Annotated in this window: 14 protein-coding genes and 3 pseudogenes; 7 read left to right on the top strand and 10 right to left on the bottom strand. The window is 65.8% G+C overall.

Annotated features, from left to right (window positions below; all coding sequences use genetic code 11):
* Positions 1–141: 141 nt before the first annotated feature.
* Complete coding sequence (locus tag G6N54_RS04495; protein WP_163788732.1) at positions 142–483, bottom strand: hypothetical protein; 342 nt, start codon at positions 481–483, stop codon at positions 142–144.
* 250 nt (positions 484–733) lie between these two features.
* Here G6N54_RS04495 and G6N54_RS04490 point away from each other — a divergent pair, with 250 nt between their 5' ends.
* Positions 734–1,219: an SRPBCC family protein gene (locus G6N54_RS04490; RefSeq protein WP_163788731.1), complete on the top strand. Its 486-nt coding sequence runs from the start codon at positions 734–736 to the stop codon at positions 1,217–1,219.
* A 31-nt stretch (positions 1,220–1,250) separates the two neighbouring features.
* Here G6N54_RS04490 and G6N54_RS04485 read toward each other — a convergent pair whose 3' ends face one another.
* From G6N54_RS04485 to G6N54_RS04475, 3 genes and pseudogenes are all read right to left on the bottom strand, one after another.
* Positions 1,251–1,970 carry a pyrimidine reductase family protein gene (locus G6N54_RS04485; protein ID WP_163794514.1) on the bottom strand — a complete coding sequence of 240 codons (720 nt, stop codon included), beginning with the start codon at positions 1,968–1,970 and terminating at the stop codon, positions 1,251–1,253.
* Positions 1,971–2,005: 35 nt separating this feature from the next.
* Positions 2,006–2,446 carry a flavin reductase family protein gene (locus G6N54_RS04480; protein WP_163794513.1) on the bottom strand — a complete coding sequence of 147 codons (441 nt, stop codon included), beginning with the start codon at positions 2,444–2,446 and terminating at the stop codon, positions 2,006–2,008.
* A 122-nt stretch (positions 2,447–2,568) separates the two neighbouring features.
* Positions 2,569–3,344: pseudogene (locus G6N54_RS04475) on the bottom strand (putative zinc-binding metallopeptidase).
* Positions 3,345–3,429: 85 nt separating this feature from the next.
* On the opposite strand from G6N54_RS04475, the gene G6N54_RS30995 reads away from it, so the two are divergent.
* A complete protein-coding gene (locus G6N54_RS30995) occupies positions 3,430–5,349 on the top strand; it encodes a serine/threonine-protein kinase (protein WP_163788730.1) in 1,920 nt (639 codons plus the stop codon).
* A gap of 22 nt (positions 5,350–5,371) precedes the next feature.
* Here G6N54_RS30995 and G6N54_RS04465 read toward each other — a convergent pair whose 3' ends face one another.
* Positions 5,372–6,499 (bottom strand): FAD-dependent oxidoreductase, encoded by a 1,128-nt coding sequence (locus G6N54_RS04465; RefSeq protein ID WP_163788729.1) that lies wholly within the window; start codon positions 6,497–6,499, stop codon positions 5,372–5,374.
* A gap of 343 nt (positions 6,500–6,842) precedes the next feature.
* Between G6N54_RS04465 and G6N54_RS04460 the strand changes: the two genes are divergently transcribed.
* Positions 6,843–7,337: a DUF1003 domain-containing protein gene (locus G6N54_RS04460; protein ID WP_232073349.1), complete on the top strand. Its 495-nt coding sequence runs from the start codon at positions 6,843–6,845 to the stop codon at positions 7,335–7,337.
* A gap of 32 nt (positions 7,338–7,369) precedes the next feature.
* Positions 7,370–8,221: a hypothetical protein gene (locus tag G6N54_RS04455; protein WP_179969166.1), complete on the top strand. Its 852-nt coding sequence runs from the start codon at positions 7,370–7,372 to the stop codon at positions 8,219–8,221.
* 4 nt (positions 8,222–8,225) lie between these two features.
* On the opposite strand, the pseudogene G6N54_RS04450 reads toward G6N54_RS04455, so the two are convergent.
* From G6N54_RS04450 to G6N54_RS30200, 4 genes and pseudogenes are all read right to left on the bottom strand, one after another.
* Positions 8,226–9,055, bottom strand: a pseudogene (locus G6N54_RS04450) (TIGR03564 family F420-dependent LLM class oxidoreductase).
* Positions 9,056–9,184: 129 nt separating this feature from the next.
* Positions 9,185–12,694 carry a carboxylic acid reductase gene (gene car / locus G6N54_RS04445; RefSeq protein ID WP_232073730.1) on the bottom strand — a complete coding sequence of 1,170 codons (3,510 nt, stop codon included), beginning with the start codon at positions 12,692–12,694 and terminating at the stop codon, positions 9,185–9,187.
* A 132-nt stretch (positions 12,695–12,826) separates the two neighbouring features.
* The gene (locus G6N54_RS04440) at positions 12,827–13,873 is read right to left on the bottom strand and encodes an oxidoreductase (RefSeq protein ID WP_197939572.1); all 1,047 of its coding nucleotides are present in this window, start codon (positions 13,871–13,873) and stop codon (positions 12,827–12,829) included.
* A 210-nt stretch (positions 13,874–14,083) separates the two neighbouring features.
* Positions 14,084–14,311: pseudogene (locus G6N54_RS30200) on the bottom strand (hypothetical protein); the annotation flags it as partial.
* A 201-nt stretch (positions 14,312–14,512) separates the two neighbouring features.
* Between G6N54_RS30200 and G6N54_RS04430 the strand changes: the two are divergent.
* Positions 14,513–15,124: a PadR family transcriptional regulator gene (locus tag G6N54_RS04430; protein ID WP_163794511.1), complete on the top strand. Its 612-nt coding sequence runs from the start codon at positions 14,513–14,515 to the stop codon at positions 15,122–15,124.
* On the opposite strand, the gene G6N54_RS04425 is transcribed toward G6N54_RS04430, so the two are convergent.
* The gene (locus G6N54_RS04425) at positions 15,121–16,824 is read right to left on the bottom strand and encodes a 3-ketosteroid-delta-1-dehydrogenase (RefSeq protein WP_179969165.1); all 1,704 of its coding nucleotides are present in this window, start codon (positions 16,822–16,824) and stop codon (positions 15,121–15,123) included. The two genes, G6N54_RS04430 and G6N54_RS04425, sit on opposite strands and share 4 nt — an antisense overlap.
* 100 nt (positions 16,825–16,924) lie before the next feature.
* Between G6N54_RS04425 and G6N54_RS04420 the strand changes: the two genes are divergently transcribed.
* Both G6N54_RS04420 and G6N54_RS04415 read left to right on the top strand, forming a co-directional pair.
* A complete protein-coding gene (locus tag G6N54_RS04420; protein WP_163788726.1) occupies positions 16,925–18,049 on the top strand; it encodes a Rieske 2Fe-2S domain-containing protein in 1,125 nt (374 codons plus the stop codon).
* Positions 18,049–18,387, top strand: a complete 339-nt coding sequence (locus G6N54_RS04415) for a ferredoxin (RefSeq protein ID WP_163788725.1) — start codon at positions 18,049–18,051, stop codon at positions 18,385–18,387. Before G6N54_RS04420 ends, G6N54_RS04415 begins: the two co-directional genes overlap by 1 nt.
* Positions 18,388–18,416 lie beyond the last annotated feature (29 nt).

The raw sequence follows: 18,416 nt of genomic DNA, 5'->3' as shown, positions 1-18,416 counted from the left end.
CCGACTCCTCTACGCCAGGCATAAGGCTAATAGTTTGGGCCAACCGAAGGCACGGTGAATAGTGAGAATGCCAGCTAATTCGAGAACCGGGCGCAAGAGCCGCTTAACGCGGTCGAACACGGCCGTCGAACAGTGCGGCGATCAGCGGCGCTCCTCGTCGCCGGTCCGGCGTTCGGACAGGCCCTCTCTCGACAGCGCCCGGAGGAACCCGTACGCGTCCATCCCGGCTTTACCGGGATTTTTGACGATCCATACGTTGATGTTTCCCAACGCCGTGGCTAAGTCGTCGCGCCTGATCCGCACCAGGTAGGTCAGTCGATCGTCGTCGGGATCGTCGCTGGAGTCGGCGACCGCGACGGGGTTTTTGAACGCGTACGCAATGCCATGAACCGAATCGTGGTTGAGCGCCCAGCGAAGTTCGTTGGGCCGCAATCCGTTCACCGCGATTTTGCGGTAGCCGTCATCGTCGTCTGAATTGCTCACTTGGCCGATGGTCCTCCTCTGCGAGCGCGCGAAAGCGGGTGGCGATCGGCGCAAGGCGATGTCGCACAGGGATGCACCGCCACATCAATCAACCGTGACACAGCCCCGTGCCCGGCGCCATCTGAGCAGAACAGCGCGGTCGCTTCGGGACCGGCCGAGCAACCGTTGCGGGGCATCCGGTTTCGGGCATCGACCGGCGCTAAGCGTCGTAAAGTTACCCGCGACCCATCAACGTTGACTGGGAGGACGCATGACCGAACGCATCGAGATTCAGCGCACCATCGCGGCACCCGCGTCCGATATCTTCCGGCTGCTGTGCGACCCGCAGGGCCATGTTGCGATCGACTCGACGGGAATGCTGCAAGACGCCGACGGCAATCCCGTCGCAGCGGCGGGCGAGAGTTTCGTCGTGCACATGGACCGCGAGGCCCTCAACGACTACCCGCAACTCGGCAAGTACGACGTCACCGTCGAGATCACGGAGTTCGACCGAGATCGCCTGATCTCGTGGACGGTTCTCGGCCAGCTCCGACCCCAGATCGGCCACATCTACGGCTTTCAGCTCGAGCCGACCGACGACGCCGCAAGCACCGTGGTCACCTCGTTCTACGACTGGTCGAAGATCGACCCGAAGTGGCGCGAAGCCGCGATTTTCCCGGTGATCTCCGAGGGCGCGCTGCGGGCCACGCTCGGCATTCTGGACCGCACCGTGCGCCGGGGATACTCGCAGGGTTGACGGTCTCGGCGACCGCGGAAGCAGGCCGTGATCAGCGGCGATACTTCAAGAACAGATAGTCGTCGCGGGCCAGTGCGTGCTGGAGTCGCAACGCGGCCGGCAGCGGAAGTCGCGACGGCCGGTGTCGGTGACCCGCCGGCTGGCTCGCGGCGAGCTTGGGGGCCAGCGTGACGCAGACCTCCGCAATGACGTCGGCGTCCACGAGTTCGTCGAGCAGGCTCGGTCCGCCCTCACAGAGGATTCGGGACAGCCCGTGCGCGCGTAGCAGCGCGACCGCCCGTGCGACATCCACGGTGTCCTCGCCGGCCACCAAGACGCCGCATCGTTGATCGCTATTTCGGTTGTGCCGTGCGGCGGAGTCCGCGCAGGTCACCAACAGCGGCGGCTGGCCCGGGTCGCTGACCAGCCGGTGCGGCAGCACGCCGGACCGGCTGATGACGGCGATCGGGGGCGGCTTGCTCCTGCCGTCGCGCTGCCGTTGGGCTCGTTGGGCGTCGCTGAGCTGCACGGGGCCGTAGTTCTCGGCACGCGCGGTGGCAGCGCCGACGAGCACCACGTCGGCGAACCCCCGCAGGATCTTCAGCAGCTGCTGGTCGGCTTCACCCGACAACGGCCCCGCCCGACCGCCGAACACGGCGGCGCCGTCGGCGCTGAAGATCATGTTGACGCGCACCCCGTCGGGGGGCTCGGCATACAGCGCCGCGAGTTCGGCGATATCGCTGACGGTGCCCATTCGGGGGGAATCCTGCACGGTGTCCGCCTGCTTGCGGTGATGGTCGGGTGCCGTCATGCCTCGTGGCCCGGATCCAGCGAGCGGACATCGTCAAAGGACACCCATTCCTCCTCTTCGGTTGGCGGGTCACCACCCAGCGGTTCCAGCAGGTGCCCGACGTGATCGCCGAGCGAGAAGCGATCGAGGATCTTGCCCACGAACCAGGCGGCCGCGTCATCGAGGATGGGGAGATCTGCCGGACCGCGATGCCACCGGCATCGGTCGAATTTGTTGGTCACGTCTCCGATTTGGCTGCCGAACAGTTCGACGACGTCGATGTGTTCGATATCGAACACATGTACGGCTAGATGGGTGGCGTCGGCGGCCACGCGGAAGGTGTGATTCTGCGGGGACAAGCCGACCAGGAAACGAGGCGGCCGGATGCTGGCCTGACAGGCGAAACCCACCAGACAGCCGGCCGAACTGCCGCCTGCCTGCGTGGTCACGACGAACATTGGGTAGTTGAGCAAGGCCACCAACTTCTCGAACGCACTCACCCCCGGCTCGCCCACCCGCTCTCTATTCCCATTCGGCGCCGTTTGGAATCACCCCGACCCCAATAGCCACCAGGCGGGATTTAGCGTCCCGCGTTCGCGTTGAGAGACGCCCGACGAATCACCTTGTGCACGAAGCCCAATTTGTGGATCACCGGGGGAGGGATTTCGAAGGGGTAGAGCGGGGGCTTGCCCATCGCGGTGTTGATGCGGTTGAAAAACAGTGCCAGCCAGTTCCAGTCATAGAGCAGTTGCTCGATCGGGACGTCGGCGTAGGACGCCAGCGGAACGATGTCGCGGGGAACGGCGACACTGGCCCGATCGGCGACCAGGATCAACCCAGCCTCGCGCACGGTATTGATCGTGTCGGTGATGTGCAGATAGTGCGCAAAGCATTCCGCGAAGTCCTCTCGTGGCCGCTCACGACTTTCTCTCCGGCGCTGTAGCTGGACAGCAGGTCGAAGGCCAGCCCGCCGTCGGCTCGCCAGAACGGTTCCACCGGAAGTCCGAGGTCCAACAGCTGAAAGGCGAGTCGGCGCAGATCCACCGCGGTGGACACCAGCTTCTCGCGCGCGATCGTGTCGTCGGCCGCCGGCTCCCGTCGGATCAGGGAATCGGGCAGGCAACGACCCCGGCTGGCATGATCCGGCTGCTCCTCGGGCACCAGCCAATTGCAGCCCAGGTCGGTGGTTTTGGTGCATCCGATCCAGCGACGACCGTCGACGACTGCGGTACCGGCCGTGGTCGCAACCATCGCCATCGACGGTGCGTGAAATCCCAACGCGGCCTGGCAATTCGGGCAGCGGTGCGATTCGAACGTCACGAACCCGTGGCATACCGGGCAGTCGAACGCGCGCACGCAATCATCGTGGCACACAACCGGGCCACCGAGCCGGGGATCGCAGACCGGGTCGCCAGCCACCGACAGGATCTACGATTTGGCCATGTCGCTTGAGGTCGGCCAGGTGTTCGCCGGATACACGATCCGGCGAGTGCTAGGTGCCGGCGGGATGGGCACGGTGTATCTGGCCGCGCATCCGCGGCTGCCCCGCGAGGAGGCGCTGAAGGTGCTGCCCGAGGAATTGACCGGCGACTCCGAGTATCGGCGGCGGTTCCTGCGCGAGGCGGATTTGGCGGCCGGACTGTCCCACCCGCACATCGTCGGTATCCACGATCGTGGTGAAGACGACGGCCGATTCTGGATCTCGATGGACTATGTGGCCGGCACCGATGCGTCCCACCTGTTGCGCGAGAACTACCCGAGCGGGATGCCGCTCGCCGAAGTGGTGCCTATCGTTGCCGCCGTCGCCTCGGCGCTGGACTACGCGCATCATCGCGGGTTGCTACATCGTGACGTCAAGCCGGCCAACATCCTGTTGACTCATCCCGACGGCCAGGCGCAACGCGCGTTCCTGGCCGATTTCGGGATCGCCCGGCACATCAACGACTCGTCGAGGCTGACCGCGGATAACACGACGGTAGGTACGGTCGCCTACGTCTCGCCCGAGCAGTTGAAGGGTGAGCCGATCGACGGCCGCGCCGACCAGTATTCGTTGGCCTGCACCGCATTTCAGCTGCTGACTGGCCAGCCGCCGTACGTCCACGCCAACCCGGCCGTGGTGATCACTCACCACGTCAACACTCCGCCGCCGTCGCTGGGCGCGTGCCGACCGGAATTAGCCGCTCTGGACCCGGTTTTCGCCACCGCGATGGCAAAAAAGCCCTCGGCGCGCTATGGCAGTTGCGGGGAATTCGCACGGCAACTGGGGCTGCGGCAAGACCCGGGTTTCGCGATTGCGGGCGTCGCGCCGGTTCCCGGCTATCACGAGGACACCCAGCCCGCGATCGCTGTGACCCGCAAAGGGCTGACGCGGCGTCCCGGCGTCGTCATTGCCGCGCTGATTGGTATCGCAGCGCTGATCGTTGCCGGCGTCTTTGTGCTCACCAAGTTCACCCACGCGCACCAGCGGGCTGGGTCCACCAAAAGCGTTACCGCACAGCCGGGTAGCGGTACCACATTCCCGACTTCGGCGGCCGCAGCACCTGCTGGCCCGGCTCCGCTCGCCGACTTCACCGGCACTTATCGGGCTGACTTCGGTCCGGCTACCGATCTCGACGGAAATCCCGCCATGGGTAGGGTGCCGACGACGGGCACCTATGGCCTGCACTCGCTGTGCGGCGGCGCCGGTTGCCTGGCCACGGCCGCGCGATTGAGCGGTGACGCTCCGTTCGCTACGAGCATGGTTTTCGACGGCATCGATGGTCGCTGGGTCGCGGTGGCGCTCTCCGCGAACCTGTGCCGCGGCGTTGCCGCCGAAATCTGGGAGGTGTTCACGCTGCAACCACGGCCCGACGGCACTCTGACCGGCGTGCACACCAGGAGCGCTAGGAACAACTGCCAGGAGACGCGAACGGTGGCATTCACCCGTACCGGAGACGTCGACCTCCGCAGTCTCCCGGACCCGGCCGCACTGCCAGCCAGGGTGATATCACCGGCCGAGGGACTTCGCGGTCACTACCAACTCAGGCGAACGTTTGCGAACGGTCAGCCACAGTTGTTGGGGGACAGCGCTTTAGCCACCGACTGTCTGCGCAACGGCGACCGCTGCATGAGCTATTTCCACGCGAAGATGGGGGACGTGCCGCTGGTATACGGCGGCGGTAGCTGGACCTGGGACGAGAGCTCGGACGGCAAGTGCCCCAACGGCGGCCCGGCGCACCTGCACGCGACTGGGCAGTATCCACTCCCACAGCCTGCCCAGAATCCGATACCGGTGCTCGCCGGACACGGTCACTGGGAGCAGAGCGGGGCCTGCGCGGTCAGTATGGATTTCGACGAAACATTCACGCGCACAGGCGATTGAGGAGTGATCGCACGCACCAAGGCTACCGAAAGGGAATGTTTTCCCGCACTCCGCGGTACATGCCCCAGCGGACCAGCCCCGGCATCACCACCCGCTGCACCGACCAGGCGGGCAGCCGGAACGCGTGTCCGGTCGGCAGGAAAACCTCTAGCCCGTCGGCCTGGATCCCAACCAATGAACCCCATCGTCGGCCCGGCGTTCGATAGGTCCGTAACCGTCGACCGGCGAATTCGGCGCGGATGTTGTGGGCGACCAGGGAATCCCCACGGTTGCGCGCCGAACTGCGCAGCGGATCACTCGCGGCCACGTCTCCGACCGCGAAGATCCCACGATGGCCGGGTACCTCCAACTCCGGCGACACCCGAACGAAGCCGTGTTCGTCGAGCAGCTCGGGCGGCAACCAGTCGGTGTTGGGTTGTACCCGCCCGACCGCCCAGAGCACGGCGTGTGCGCTGGATGGCGGCTGCCCGGTGCTCCAGCTGACGGGTTCGCTGGTGATCTCCTGGCCGGCGGAGCCGTTCGAGATCACCGCGCGGTGCCCGGGATGAACGCCCACACCCAGTTCGGCGAGCTTGCCCTGAATCCGCTTCCAGGTCCGGGGGTGATACCCGGCCAGTGCCGCGTCACCGGGGAAGTACAGGTCAATCCGCTTGTCCGGCCACGTTGTTGCCATGTTCACCGCACTGCTGACCGCCGCCGCGCCGCCACCGACGACGATCACCGAGTCGGCGGCGGCCAGCCGGTTGTGCGCGGCGTGCAGGCCGGCGCCGATCTCGTCGGCCGATTGCATGGTCGGTTGGCGCCAGAAGCCGTTCGTCACACCGGTGGAGATCACCAGCGCATCGAACTCCTCGGCGATCGTCGCACCGTCGCCGCCGCGGCCGAATACGGTTCGGGAAGCCAGGTCCACTCCCGTCAGCGTGGCCTGCACGGTGCGGACCCGATCCAGGCCGCGGAATCGGTCGAATGGAATCCAGTAGTCGCGTGCCCAATCGCCGGGGCGGGAGATCCGTACCCCGAGCTCCTGGCCGCTCACCAACGCGGACTTGGCCGAGATTCCGACGACCTCGGCGTGCTTGGCCAGCCGGATCGCGGTCAATAGTCCGACGTCGCCCAGCCCCGCCACCACGACGCGTTTGCGCGGTGCCATTATGCCGAATTCATTTCTGCTGACCGGCTTTTGCATGACGTCGGATGCGCGCGGCCACCGGAGCTGGAATCCATCCGGGCCTCCTCGCCTGAACGCCCGGCCACTGCGATCACCGGCCGGAATCGACAAACTGTAACACGTTCTAACGAGCCGGCCGGGGTGACGTTGCCGGTCGCGGGGAACCCCGGCGCGCCATGCGAATTGGTGCTTCGTTGAGCCGATCGGCCCCATCTCCTGCTGTCGGATCGCCACCACCATGCGCGCGGTGGCGGTGGCCGCTGTTGCACGCCCGGTCGGCCACTAGCATTAGCGCCCGTATCACCGTGGCAGAAAGGAACGGCTCATGGCGATCCAAGCCGACGGCCATCGACACAACCCGCAATTGATTCCGCGCCGGCTGCTGCGCAGTGGACAGATCCATCACCCCGCGGTGCTAGAGGAAGCCAAGCGGCGCAGCGACAACTTTCAGCTGCGGCTGGCGGATCGGATCACAGCATTTGCCGGATCGATGAATTTCGTCTGGCTGCACGCGGCCCTGTTTGGCGTGTGGATGCTGTTTGTCGAACCCAGTCCATGGCCGACGCTGACCCTGGTCGTGTCCCTCGAGGCGATTTTCCTGTCGACGTTCGTGATGATCGGCCAGAACCGTCCAGGCGGCCTTCCAGCAGGCCAGGGCCGACCACGATTTTCAGACTCAGGAGCTGGAGCTCAAGACCAACACCGAGCTCACCCGCCAGATCCATGTGCTCACCGAGGAACTGCACCGACGGGTCATCGGGGGCAGCGCCTGAGGGTCAAGCCGGTTCAACGATGCGAAAAGCACTGGCACAGTGAGTGATCGCACGGTCGGTCGCTCTCGTGGGGGTTGACATGGTGGAGTTGCAAGAGACGACGCACCCACGGGTGCGAGCCGTCTTGCGACGCGTGGTGCGGGCGTCGGCACCCCGGCCCACCGCGGCCAAACGGGCGGCAAAGGATTTGCACCGCAGTCTGTGGCCGGCCGTCGCGGGAGAAATCCGCTGGGCATTCACCGCGCCCCGCACCTGGCTGATGGGCGTGGTGGCCAACCTGGCTTTCGCCGTGGGGTGGTTGGCGGTGCAGCCGCTGACCCTTGGACAACACCAGGACTGGGTAGTCCTGGTGGGCACCTACTTCTCGTCGTGGATCCTGGCCGATGTCACCACCACGAACCTGCTCGGCGCGGATCACTACCGCGTCACCCAGGCCGTGTCCGAAGGCGTCCCGTTCTGGCGGGTCCTGCTAATCAAGAACGTGGCCCTGCTCGTGATCGTCGGGCTGCCGACGTTGGTGACCGCGGTGGTGCTGACGCTATGGCTGGAAACGCCGGAGCGCCTGGCCATCACGATCCCTATGGTGGCGGTGCCCATCGTGAGCTGGCTCGGGGTGGGCAACTTCTTCTCGGTACTGCATCCGGTCGGCGTCGCGCCGCTGACGCGGCGATGGCGCCAACGGGGCGACCTTAGCCGCACCCGCGGCTGGATCGTCGCGCTGACGCTCCCGTATGCGCTGTACTACTTCGCCGACCCGATGAACGGCGTCGAGCATCAGGTGCTCTGGACGCAGCTCCCCGCGCTGATCTGGCCGGTGTTCGGCCGCGACACGAAAAGCTTTGTTCACCTTGGCATCGCGCTGACGGTGTGGGCCGCGGGAACCATCGCGGCCGTGCTCTGGGTGCGCAAGCGCGGCCTGCGGATCCGGTGACCCGCTAGTCGGCGGGGCCGGCGATCTTGCGCAGCAGTCCCCGCGAACGCGCGATGGTCTCCTCGTCGTCGCCGAACGGAGAGCCGATGAACTCGTCGACACCGGCGGCGCGGAGCTCGTCGATACGGTCGGTGACGGTGGCTTCGTCGCCGATCAGGGCGATCTCCTCGGGGCCGGCGAAGCCCTCCCGGTCCAGCATCGCACGATAGGACGGCAATGTGCCGTAGATCGAGTACTCCTCGGCGGCCAGCTTCCTGGCACCGTCTACGTCCTCGGTGACCCGGATGGGCAGGGCCGCGATCACCTTGACCGCGCCCTCGGGGCGGCCAGCCGCGGCCGCGGCGTCGCGCAGGGTAGGGCCGATGTGGTCGGCCAGTGTCTTGGGCCCGGTCATCCAGGTGATCGTTCCCCACTGCGCCGACCCGCGAGACGCAGCATTTGCGGGCCCAGCGCGGCGAGGTAGACCTCGGGGGCGGGCACCCCGGGAATTTGCAGCGTGCCGCGGGTCGTGACTGTTTCCCCCACCGCATCAGCTTCCTTGCCGTCGAGCAGCGGTAACAGGCCGTCCAGGTACTCCTTCATTCGTCGTACCGGTTTGTCCCACGGAATTCCCCACAATTCCTCGGTGAAGGTCGAATGGTTGACCCCGAGGCCCAGCTTGAACCGGCCACCGGAGATCGAGTTGAGGGTCAACGCCCGTTGCGCGGTCAGCATCGGATGAGCGACCTGGATGGGCAGCACCGCGGTGCCCAGCTCGATCTCGGGTACCTCGCGTAACGCGATGGCCAGCATGCTCATCACGTCGGGCTCCCAGGGCAATTGCGCCGACCACATTCGCGTGAAGCCCTCCGCGGCCAGTCGTGCAATCCGTTCGACGTACCCGTCGACGATCGATCCTCCCGCGCCGTCGCCGACGAAAGTGAATGTGGTGATCTCCACAGCGCAACCCTTTCTGAAGAAGCCTCAGCCGAGCAAGGACAACTGTCGCAAGTCGTCGGCGTACTTGTCGATCAATTCCGCCGAGATATGCGGTATGTCCTCGGCGGGTCCGATTTTGTGGGCGCCCACCGCGGCCTGGAACGCCTCCGCCGGTGCGGCCGCACCACGAATTGCCTTCTCGGGCTTGCGGAATGCGTGCAGCAGCGGCAGCACTGACTGCTGACGTTGCCGCTCAGGCAAGCCCGTCAGCGCGGTTTGGAATCGGGCCAGCCACTCGTCGTAGTCGGCGATGCGCTGGATCTTGTTGCCGGCCCGGATCAGCCAGTCCACGAACACATCCAGCGAGACACCGTCGTCGTACGGATTCATCACGTCGAATGAACGGTAGCCCTCGGTGACGCGGGCACCGATCGTGGTGATCGCCTCGGTGATGAAGTCCACCGGCAGACCGTCGTAGTGTGCCCGCGCCCGGCTGCCGACCCCGTCGCGTTCGTAAAACGAATGCGGGGCAATGCCCGTCACCAGCAGGCTGAATATCAGCCGGGTGAACATGTCGGGCACGTTGAGCTGGCCGCGGTATCGGGTGTGCGCGAGGATCATGTCCGACCGGAAGACCGCGACCGGAAGACCGCACAGCTCGTGGGCTTCCCTGAGCAGTACCTCGCCGGCCCACTTGCTGTTTGCGTATCCGCTGGCGTACTCGTCGTTGAGCGGACGGGTGGGACTGACCCGCCGGATGTCCTCGTCCTCCTGGAACTGGCCCGTCGGCACCGTCATCGCCACCGCGATGGTGGACAAATAGGTGACGGGCTTGATATGGGTTGTGATCGCTAGCCGGATAATCTCCGCGGTTCCAACGACATTGGGCCCGAACAGCTGGTCGTAGGGGAGCACATGGTTGACCAGCGCGGCCGGGTGCACGATCAGGTCCACGGTGTCGGCCAGCCGCTGCCAGGTCGCCGGGTCCAGGCCTAGATCCTGGTCGCCGATATCGCCCGGCAGCACCTCGAGGTGGACGGCGGCGAGATCGCGGAACCTGCTCAGCAGCTCGGGATCGCCACTGTCGAAGGCATTTTCCAGCCGCGCCCTGGCCTCGTCGGCGTCGCGGCCACGCACGATCGTAACCAGTTTGCCGCCGCGCTCGGCGAGCCGTTCCAGCCACTCTAGGGCGAGGAATCGTCCTAACCATCCGTTCGCACCGGTCAGCAGCACGGTGTGCGGTGCTCCGGTGGCATGCGGCAAAGACGGTGCAGTGGAAAATGTTTGGACGTCGATGAACTTGTCCAACGTCAGCTCGCCGGCAGCAATGGTGGTTGCGCCTTGCCCGTGAACGGTGCTGAACGTCGGACGCTGGACACCGGCACCGCGCTGGCTGTCGATGTAGTCGGCGATCTTCGCGATGTTGTTGGCCGGGCTGGTGATCACCGCGACCGGGACCTCCACGCGGAAGATCTCTTCCAGCAGCCGGGAGAAGCTCAACGCGGACAACGAATCCCCGCCGAGATCGGTGAAGTGATCCTCGGCGTCGGCGCCCGATGTGCCGAGCAGCGTGCGGCAGGCACCGGCGAGTGTCTCCACCACCGGCCGGTCGGCCGCGGACTCACGCAACACCCTGATCTCGTCGACCTGGGCGGCCGCGATCTCGGTGTACAGCTGCTCGAGTCGTTCGCCGTAGCGCTCCTTGAGCCGGGGGCGTAGCTGCTTGCCCAATCCGGAGAGCAGACCGTTCTCGTCGGTGAATGGTTTGGTTTCCAGGATGAAGTCGACGGGCAGCTCATAAGACTGCAACCGTGCGGCCGATGCGGTCTGCCGAAGCGATTGGTGGATGGCCGTTTTGAGCGCGGGGCTGTTGCCGTATTCGGCGAGGGCTTCGGGGGTGGGCACGATGACGGCCAGCAGGCTGGGCCGTTCGCTGTTGCCGTACACGAAGATCTGTCGCACCAGTGGCGCCCCGGCGTAGATCGATTCCAGGTTCGTCACCGCGACGAACCCGCCCTGAGCGAGCTTGAGAACGTTGTTGCGGCGGTCGACGTAGACGAGATGGTCGGGTTCGATCTCGGCCATCACGTCGCCGGTCCGGTAGAAGCCGTCCTCGTCGAAGACCTGTGCGGTGATTTCCGGGCGCTTGTAGTAACCCGGTGTCATCGTGTCGGTCTTGACGAGCAATTCCCCACGGGGATAAGGCCGGTCGGTGAGGAAGTAGCCGAGCTCGGGGACGTCGATCAGCTTGTAGTCGATGACCCGTTTGCGGCTGATCATCCCATCTCGGGTCAGCATTCCGGTCTCGGTCAGCCCGTAGCCGTCGGTGATGTGTGCGTCCAGCATCGAATCCAGGAATACCTTCATTTCTGTCGCCAACGGCGCGCTGCCGACGAAGCCGCCGAAAACCCGGCCGCCCAGTACGTGCTCGCGCACCTCGGTCGCCGCATCCTGTTCCGCAGTTGCGGGATCTGCCCCCTCGGCGATCCCGCGGTCGACGAGTCCGCGGAAGTGCTGATACAGCATCTCGACCACCCGCGGCACCACCCCGACTTCGGTGGGCCGCACCAGCGCCCAGTCCTCGAACAGGGTGGACAGATCGGATTCCGGGACGAAATAGCTGGTACCTCCAGCGAGGAAAGCCGACGCCAGCGGCAACCGGCCGCCAAGGTGATTGAGCGGCATGAAATTCACGTTGATCACCGGCAGGCCAGGCGTAAGGAAGAGCATCGATGTCCACAGCGTGGTGATCGTGCGTTCGGTGTACATGGCGCCCTTGGGCGTTCCGGTGCTGCCGGAGGTGTACATGATCATTGCCAGGCGCTCGTCGCCGCCCTCGACAAAGGGTGCAACGGTGGGCAGCCGGCGCCCGCGTTCGACGACGTCGTCCACCGTGGTGATCCCCACCGCAGCACCCAAGCCCTGCAATCGGACGCGGGTCTGTTCGAAGTTCTCTCGTTGCTCGTCGACGTCGGGTTGGTAGTCGAACACCATAAGTTGCCGCAACGAGGAGCTGGTCAGCACGGATTCGGCTGCCAGATCGAGATATTCGGCGCTGACCGCGACGATCTTCGGTTCGCATTCCTCGATGATCGGTCGCAGCCTTGCCACCGGTGCGTTGTGCTGCAGGGGTACGGTCACCAATCCCAGATAGGCGCAGACCATGTCGATGACTAGATAGTCGGCGCTGGAGAACCCGACCGTCGCCACGACATCGCCTGCCACCAACGGATTTTCGGGGTCGTTGGCCCAGGCGCTCGCGATTGCGCGCACCCGGTCCCACACTTCGCGGTAGCTGATGGTATGGAACCGCGGCTGGAGTTTCACCGCGGTGCGGCCATCGGCGTCGGTGACCAATTCGCGAACCCGCTCGCCGAGGGCGGGACGATCGGCGTAGCCCTCGACGATCTTCTCGAAGACCTCGGTGAGCCGCAGGCCGGGTGCGCAGGCCCCCTCGATCACCTCGGGAAGAGGAGCCGCCGCGCGGAATTGCGGATCATTGTCGAACAATTCGGCGACCCGCTGGGCCTGCCGGTCGTCTCGGTCGTCGCTCATGTCGGCCAAGCGCGTGTCGTGCAGTGATCCGCTTGTCATGGTGTGTCCTTCCGTCTTTATTTCTTCTTCGAGGCCGAACACCATCCGGACGGTGGGGGCACCGCGCCGAGCGAGTGTGACCTTGGTTACTCGTCACATGGGCGGGTAATCGGTGTACCCCAACGCGCCACCGGTGTAGAGGAATTCCATCCTGGGCTCGTTGAGTTGCGCGCCGTAAGTCCATCGCCGCACCAGATCCGGATTCGCCAGGTATGCATGGTCGATCGTCACGGCGTCCGCCGTGCCGCTCGTAACGACGTCGACGGCGCGCTCCCGGGTCGTCGTGGTCTGGAACCTGCGGTTGAGCAAAAGGCGGTCGGGCCAGCGGCGCCGCAACCACGAGTAGATCGGCCGTTCCGGTGGTACCCGTGCGTGCAGATAGGCCAACCCAAGTTCGCGGGCGTTCTTGGCGAGGATCAGGTGCGCCTCGAGGTCCGGTTCGTGAATGTCGTTCTCCGGATTGCCCGGAGAGATGCGCAGCCCCAGCCGGTCGGGACCGATCGCGTTCGCGACCGCATTGATGACCTCGGTTGGAAGCCGCGCACGATCCTGGGCGGAGCCGCCGTAGGCGTCGCGCCGATAGTTCGCGTCGTACGTCAGGAATTGACTCAACAGGTATCCGTTCGCTGCGTCGATCTCGACGCCGTCCGCGCCGGCGGCGCGCGCCCGACACGCCGCAGCGACGAAATCGGAAATAACGCAGCCGATTTGGCGATCGGAGAGTTCGTGCGGAACGACGAAAGCCTTCTTGCAGGCGTCGGTGTGGGCGGTGCCGGACGGCCTGATTTCCGAGGGGCCTACGGGCAGTTGACCGTCCAGGATGTCCGGATGTGAGATACGGCCAGAGTGCATGAGCCGCAGCATAATTCGGCCACCGGCCGCGTGTACCGCCTCGGCGACCCGTGCCCATCGGGCTTGTTGGGCGTCGGTGTGCAAACCGGGCTGGCGCGGGTACGCGCGACCCCGTGGGGAGGGGAACGTGCCTTCGGTGATGATCAACCCCGAGTTCGCCCGCTGTGCGTAGTAATCGGCCATCAACTGGGTGGGCACCCCATCGTCGGCGGCGCGGGTGCGGGTCATGGGCGCCATCAGGATCCGGTTCGGCGCGTACAACGCGCCCAGCTGGATTGGGGCCAGCAAAGGATGGTCGGGGCCCAAAAGCCGCCGCGGTAGTGTGCTTCCGGCCGGGTGCGGCGCATAGAGGCCTTGCGTTCGACCGGCAACAGCGAATCTTCGGGCCACGGTTGTCCGCACCTTTCGTCCGGGGAGTTGACCGACACGACACCGGACGTGCGAAGTGCCCGTTGACCGTGCGGACAACTCCATCGCGTCCGTGCGATACCGCCACCGCTAGGACACGTGTCCTAACGCATGGGAGGCGCGTCCTCCCATGGCTGGCCGGCTCCAGCTAATGGACGGTCGGCGTGATCTCCCCATCACCTGCTGCGCGTAGTCGAGATATTCGTCGACGCCGCGCACCGCCGGAATGGGAACGGCGCTCACCGTCACGCCCTGCTCAGCGAACCGGTCCAACCTGTCGATGATCTGCTCTGCGCTCATCCCCGGCCGGTCGCGGATGACCCCGACGATTCGACATGCTCGGCCGAACGACGAGATGCTCAGGAAAGGCGACCCAAAAGCGGTCATGTTGCGGTATCCCGGCCAGCGGTCAGTGCCGGCCCCGCCCGCAACCTGTGTTGTTAACCTGGCGACGTGGCGGAGACCAGCGGAAAGCCGAGTAAAGCCGGGCTGGCGGCGACCAGCTGGGCGCTGCTCGGCATGTTGTCTTACGAAGAGGAAGTCTCCGGCTACGACCTGAAGAAGTGGATCGACTGGAGCGTCGACCTTTACTACTGGAGTCCGTCGTTCAGCCAGATCTACACCGAGTTGAAGAAGCTCGAGGGACTGGGGCTGGCGACGTCTCGCGTCGAGCGTGACGAGGGCACCCGCACCCGCCGCCTCTACAAAATCACCGATGCCGGGTTGGCCGCGGTCACCGAGTGGGCGACTGACTCGCCGGTGGATCCGCCGGTGCTCAAACACAGCGTGTTGATGCGGATGACGTTGGGACATCTGAGTAATCCGGCGCGGCTCAAGGAACTGTTGCAGGAGTATGCGGCCTACACCGAGGCCCGGCACCGCAAGGCGGTCGAGGATGCCGAGGGGGCCGAAGCTGAACCCGCGTGGGCGTACTCGGTGCTCGCGTTGCGCTGGGCGGCCAAGTACTACGCCGCCGAGCGCGAGTTCGCCCTGGAGATGATGAAGGACATCGACGAGGCCGACCGCATATTGCAGACGGCGCCGAAGGGTTCGTCGGGGAGGGCGCGCACCACGCCGGGCTACTGGCGCGAGGTCGAAAAGCAGGTCGAGGCCAAGCGCGAAGCCGACTAGTTGTACCCGGCCGCGTCGAGCGCGGCGATGTAGCCGTACACGAGTCCCTGCGCGATCGTCGCGCCCGCGCCCGGATACGTCGTGCCGAACGCGTTGGCGGCGGTATTGCCGATTGCGTAGAGCCCGTTGATCACCGCACCGTCCTCGCGCAAAACCCGCGCCCGGTGGTCGGCTTTCAATCCGCCGCAGGTGCCCAGGTCGCTGAGCACCATCTTGACGGCGTAGAACGGCCCCTTGGTCAGCACGCGCAGGTTGGGATTGGGCGAGATCGTCGGGTCGCCGTAGTAGTGGTCGTAGGCGCTGTGTCCCCGGCCGAAGTCGGGATCGGCACCCGCAGCGGCGTTTTGGTTGAAAGCGGTGACCGTCGCCGTGAAATTCGCAACCGGCACGCCGATCCGCGTGGCCAGTCCGGCGAAGTCGTCGGCGCGTACCGCGATGCCGGCGTCGTACCAGGTCTGCGGGATTCGCATCCGCGGAAATAGTTGGGCGCCAAAGACATAGCTATTGCGGTATTGCTGGTCGAAGATGATCCACATCGATTCGACCGGGTTGCCCGATCGCTGCAGCTCGAGCAGCCGCTGGCCGAAGGACATGTAGTCCGACGACTCGTTGGCGAAGCGGCGGCCGTGCTGGTTCACGATCAGGCTGCCCGGCAACGATCGTTCGGCCAGCATCACCGCCGGCGCCTGGCCGGGCAACGGGGCGACGGCGGGGAACCACCACGCCTGATCCATCAGGTCGATGCCGGCGCCGAGTTCTTGTCCGGCGCGAATTCCGTCGCCGGTGTTGGCCGCCGCGCCCAGACTCAGGTTGGCGCCCAGCGACTCGGACTGGAATTTCCACCGCATGTCCATGCTGTGGTCGAAACCGCCGGTGGCCAGCACGACCCCGCGCCGCGCGGTGATCAGCACCTCGCGGCCGCCGTGCAAGACAACCGCCCCGCGTACCCGATCACCGTCGACGTCGAGGCGCAGCAGGCGGGTGTCTGTCCACACCGGGATGCCGGCGTGCAACACACCCGCGAACAGGCCGGCCGCCAGGCCCTGACCGCCCGCCGCGTAACGGCGACCCAACATCAGGCCGCCCACCCCCTGCGCGATCCGCTTGGCGAACGTCGGAATTCCCTTGCGCGGCACCCGCGCCACCAGATTCATCCAGCGGTAGTCGGCACCCGTCGTCGGCACCGGGATGCTCGCCTCCATCAACCCCGGCTCCAACCGCGTGCGGTACGCGCCGAGCAGCGACGTGTCGAACGGGTGGCACTCGCAGGTGCGGCCCGCCGCGCTGCCACCAGGTTGCTCGGGGTGGTAATCGGAATAGTCACGCGCCCAGAAGAATCGCAGCGCAGTGGTCCGCCGCAGCATGTCGACCGTCGCGGACACGTGTGTCAAGAATCCCGTCGAACGCTGCCGCGGCGCCGAACCCGCCACCACCGAGTCCAGGTAGGTGGCGGCGTGCTCCTGCGTATCGCCTGCGGCGGCCTCGGCCAGCACCGGTCTGGCCGGCAGCCACAGGGCGCCGCCAGACCGGGCGGTCGAGCCCCCCACGTGCGACGCCTTCTCCACGACCAGCACCGACAGCCCCAGTTCGTGGGCGGCCAGCGCCGCGGCCAACCCGGTTCCCGAGCCCACGACCAGCAGGTCGACAGTCGTGTCGGCGATGGGCAGCCCGGCGGGGATCGTCGCGCTGAGTGCTGTCACGCCGAGTACGGTATGTCCCGGCGCCGCGCCGTCGGAATAGTCGTCCTGATGAGTGGAACGGCAGCCCCACCGGTGCGTTTTGCGGAGTTGAATCATCCCCATGCAGGACACCGACGAAATTCGGCTCATCGAAGCCCAAGCCGCACCGACGCGGTTTGCCCGCGGCTGGCATTGCCTGGGGTTGATCAGAGATTTCGGTGACGGCAAGCCGCACGCGATCAAGGCATTCGGTCAGAAGCTCGTCGTCTTCCGCAGCGGGAACGGCAACCTCAACGTTCTCGACAGCTACTGCCGGCATATGGGCGGCGACCTGTCCCAGGGCGAGGTGAAGGGCGACGAGATCGCCTGCCCGTTCCACGACTGGCGCTGGGGCGGCGACGGGCGCTGCAAGCAGGTGCCCTACGCCCGGCGCGCACCCAAACTGGCCCGCACGGCGACCTGGACGACGCTGGAGCAGGACGGCATGTTGTTCGTCTGGAACGACCCCGAGCGCAAACCGCCGCCGCCGGAGGTGACGATCCCGCGCATCGAGGGGGCCACCAGCGACGAATGGACCGACTGGCACTGGTACACCACGGTCGTCGGAACCAGCAACTGTCGCGAAATCATCGAGAACGTCGTGGATATGGCGTACTTCTACTACATCCACGGCGCGTTGCCGACCTACTTCAAGAACATCTTCGAAGGACACGTCGCGACGCAGTACATGAACGGCGAGGGCCGTCCCGACATGGGTGGCACCGAAGGCTCACGGATGCTGGGCAACACCTCGGTAGCGTCCTACTACGGGCCGTCCTTCATGATCGACGACCTGACCTACCACTACGAATACGGTGACGCGCAATCGATTCTGATCAACTGCCATTATCCGATCGACTCCAATTCCTTTGTGCTGCAATATGGCATCATCGTCAAGAAGTCCGAGGCACTGCCCGGCGACGACGCCATGCAAACCGCGATCCAGCTCGGCGACTACGTCAAGCTCGGTTTCGAGCAGGACGTCGAGATCTGGCGGCACAAGGCACGCATCGACAACCCGCTCCTGGTTGAGGAGGACGGCCCGGTGTATCAGCTGCGTCGCTGGTATGAGCAGTTCTACGTCGACGTCGCCGACGTGCAGCCGGACATGGTGGACCGCTTCGAGTTCGAACTCGACACGACGCGGCCGTACGAGGCGTGGATGAAAGAGGCCGAAGCGAACATGGCGGCGCAAGGCTCGCTGTGATGGCGCTCGATTCGCCGGTGCGGACGGATAATCGGCTCGACGAGATGCCGATGCTGCCCGTGGCGTGCGGCAGCTGCGGCGCGCAGGTGCTGGTCCGCAAGAGCACCTGGAATCAGACCAGTGTGCAGTGGAATGCGGAGGCAACCGATCGGTGTGCCGAGCGGGCCGAAGCCCGGAAGGTGTCGGCGCACGCCGGCCGTGGGGTGTTCCTGGCGTGTTCAGCGCTGCGTGAGTCGATCGTCGAAGCGGTGCGCCGCGGGGAGCTGGCCATCGTCGACGAGTCGCCGACACACGTAAATCGCACCCCGACTGCGCGATTCGTCCAGAGTGGCGCGTGACGCGGCCAGTGAACTCGGCTGCACGCGCC

This window comes from Mycobacterium stomatepiae (genome assembly GCF_010731715.1).
Classification (GTDB): Bacteria; Actinomycetota; Actinomycetes; order Mycobacteriales; family Mycobacteriaceae; genus Mycobacterium; species Mycobacterium stomatepiae.
This window is presented reverse-complemented; position numbering and strand designations above follow the sequence as displayed.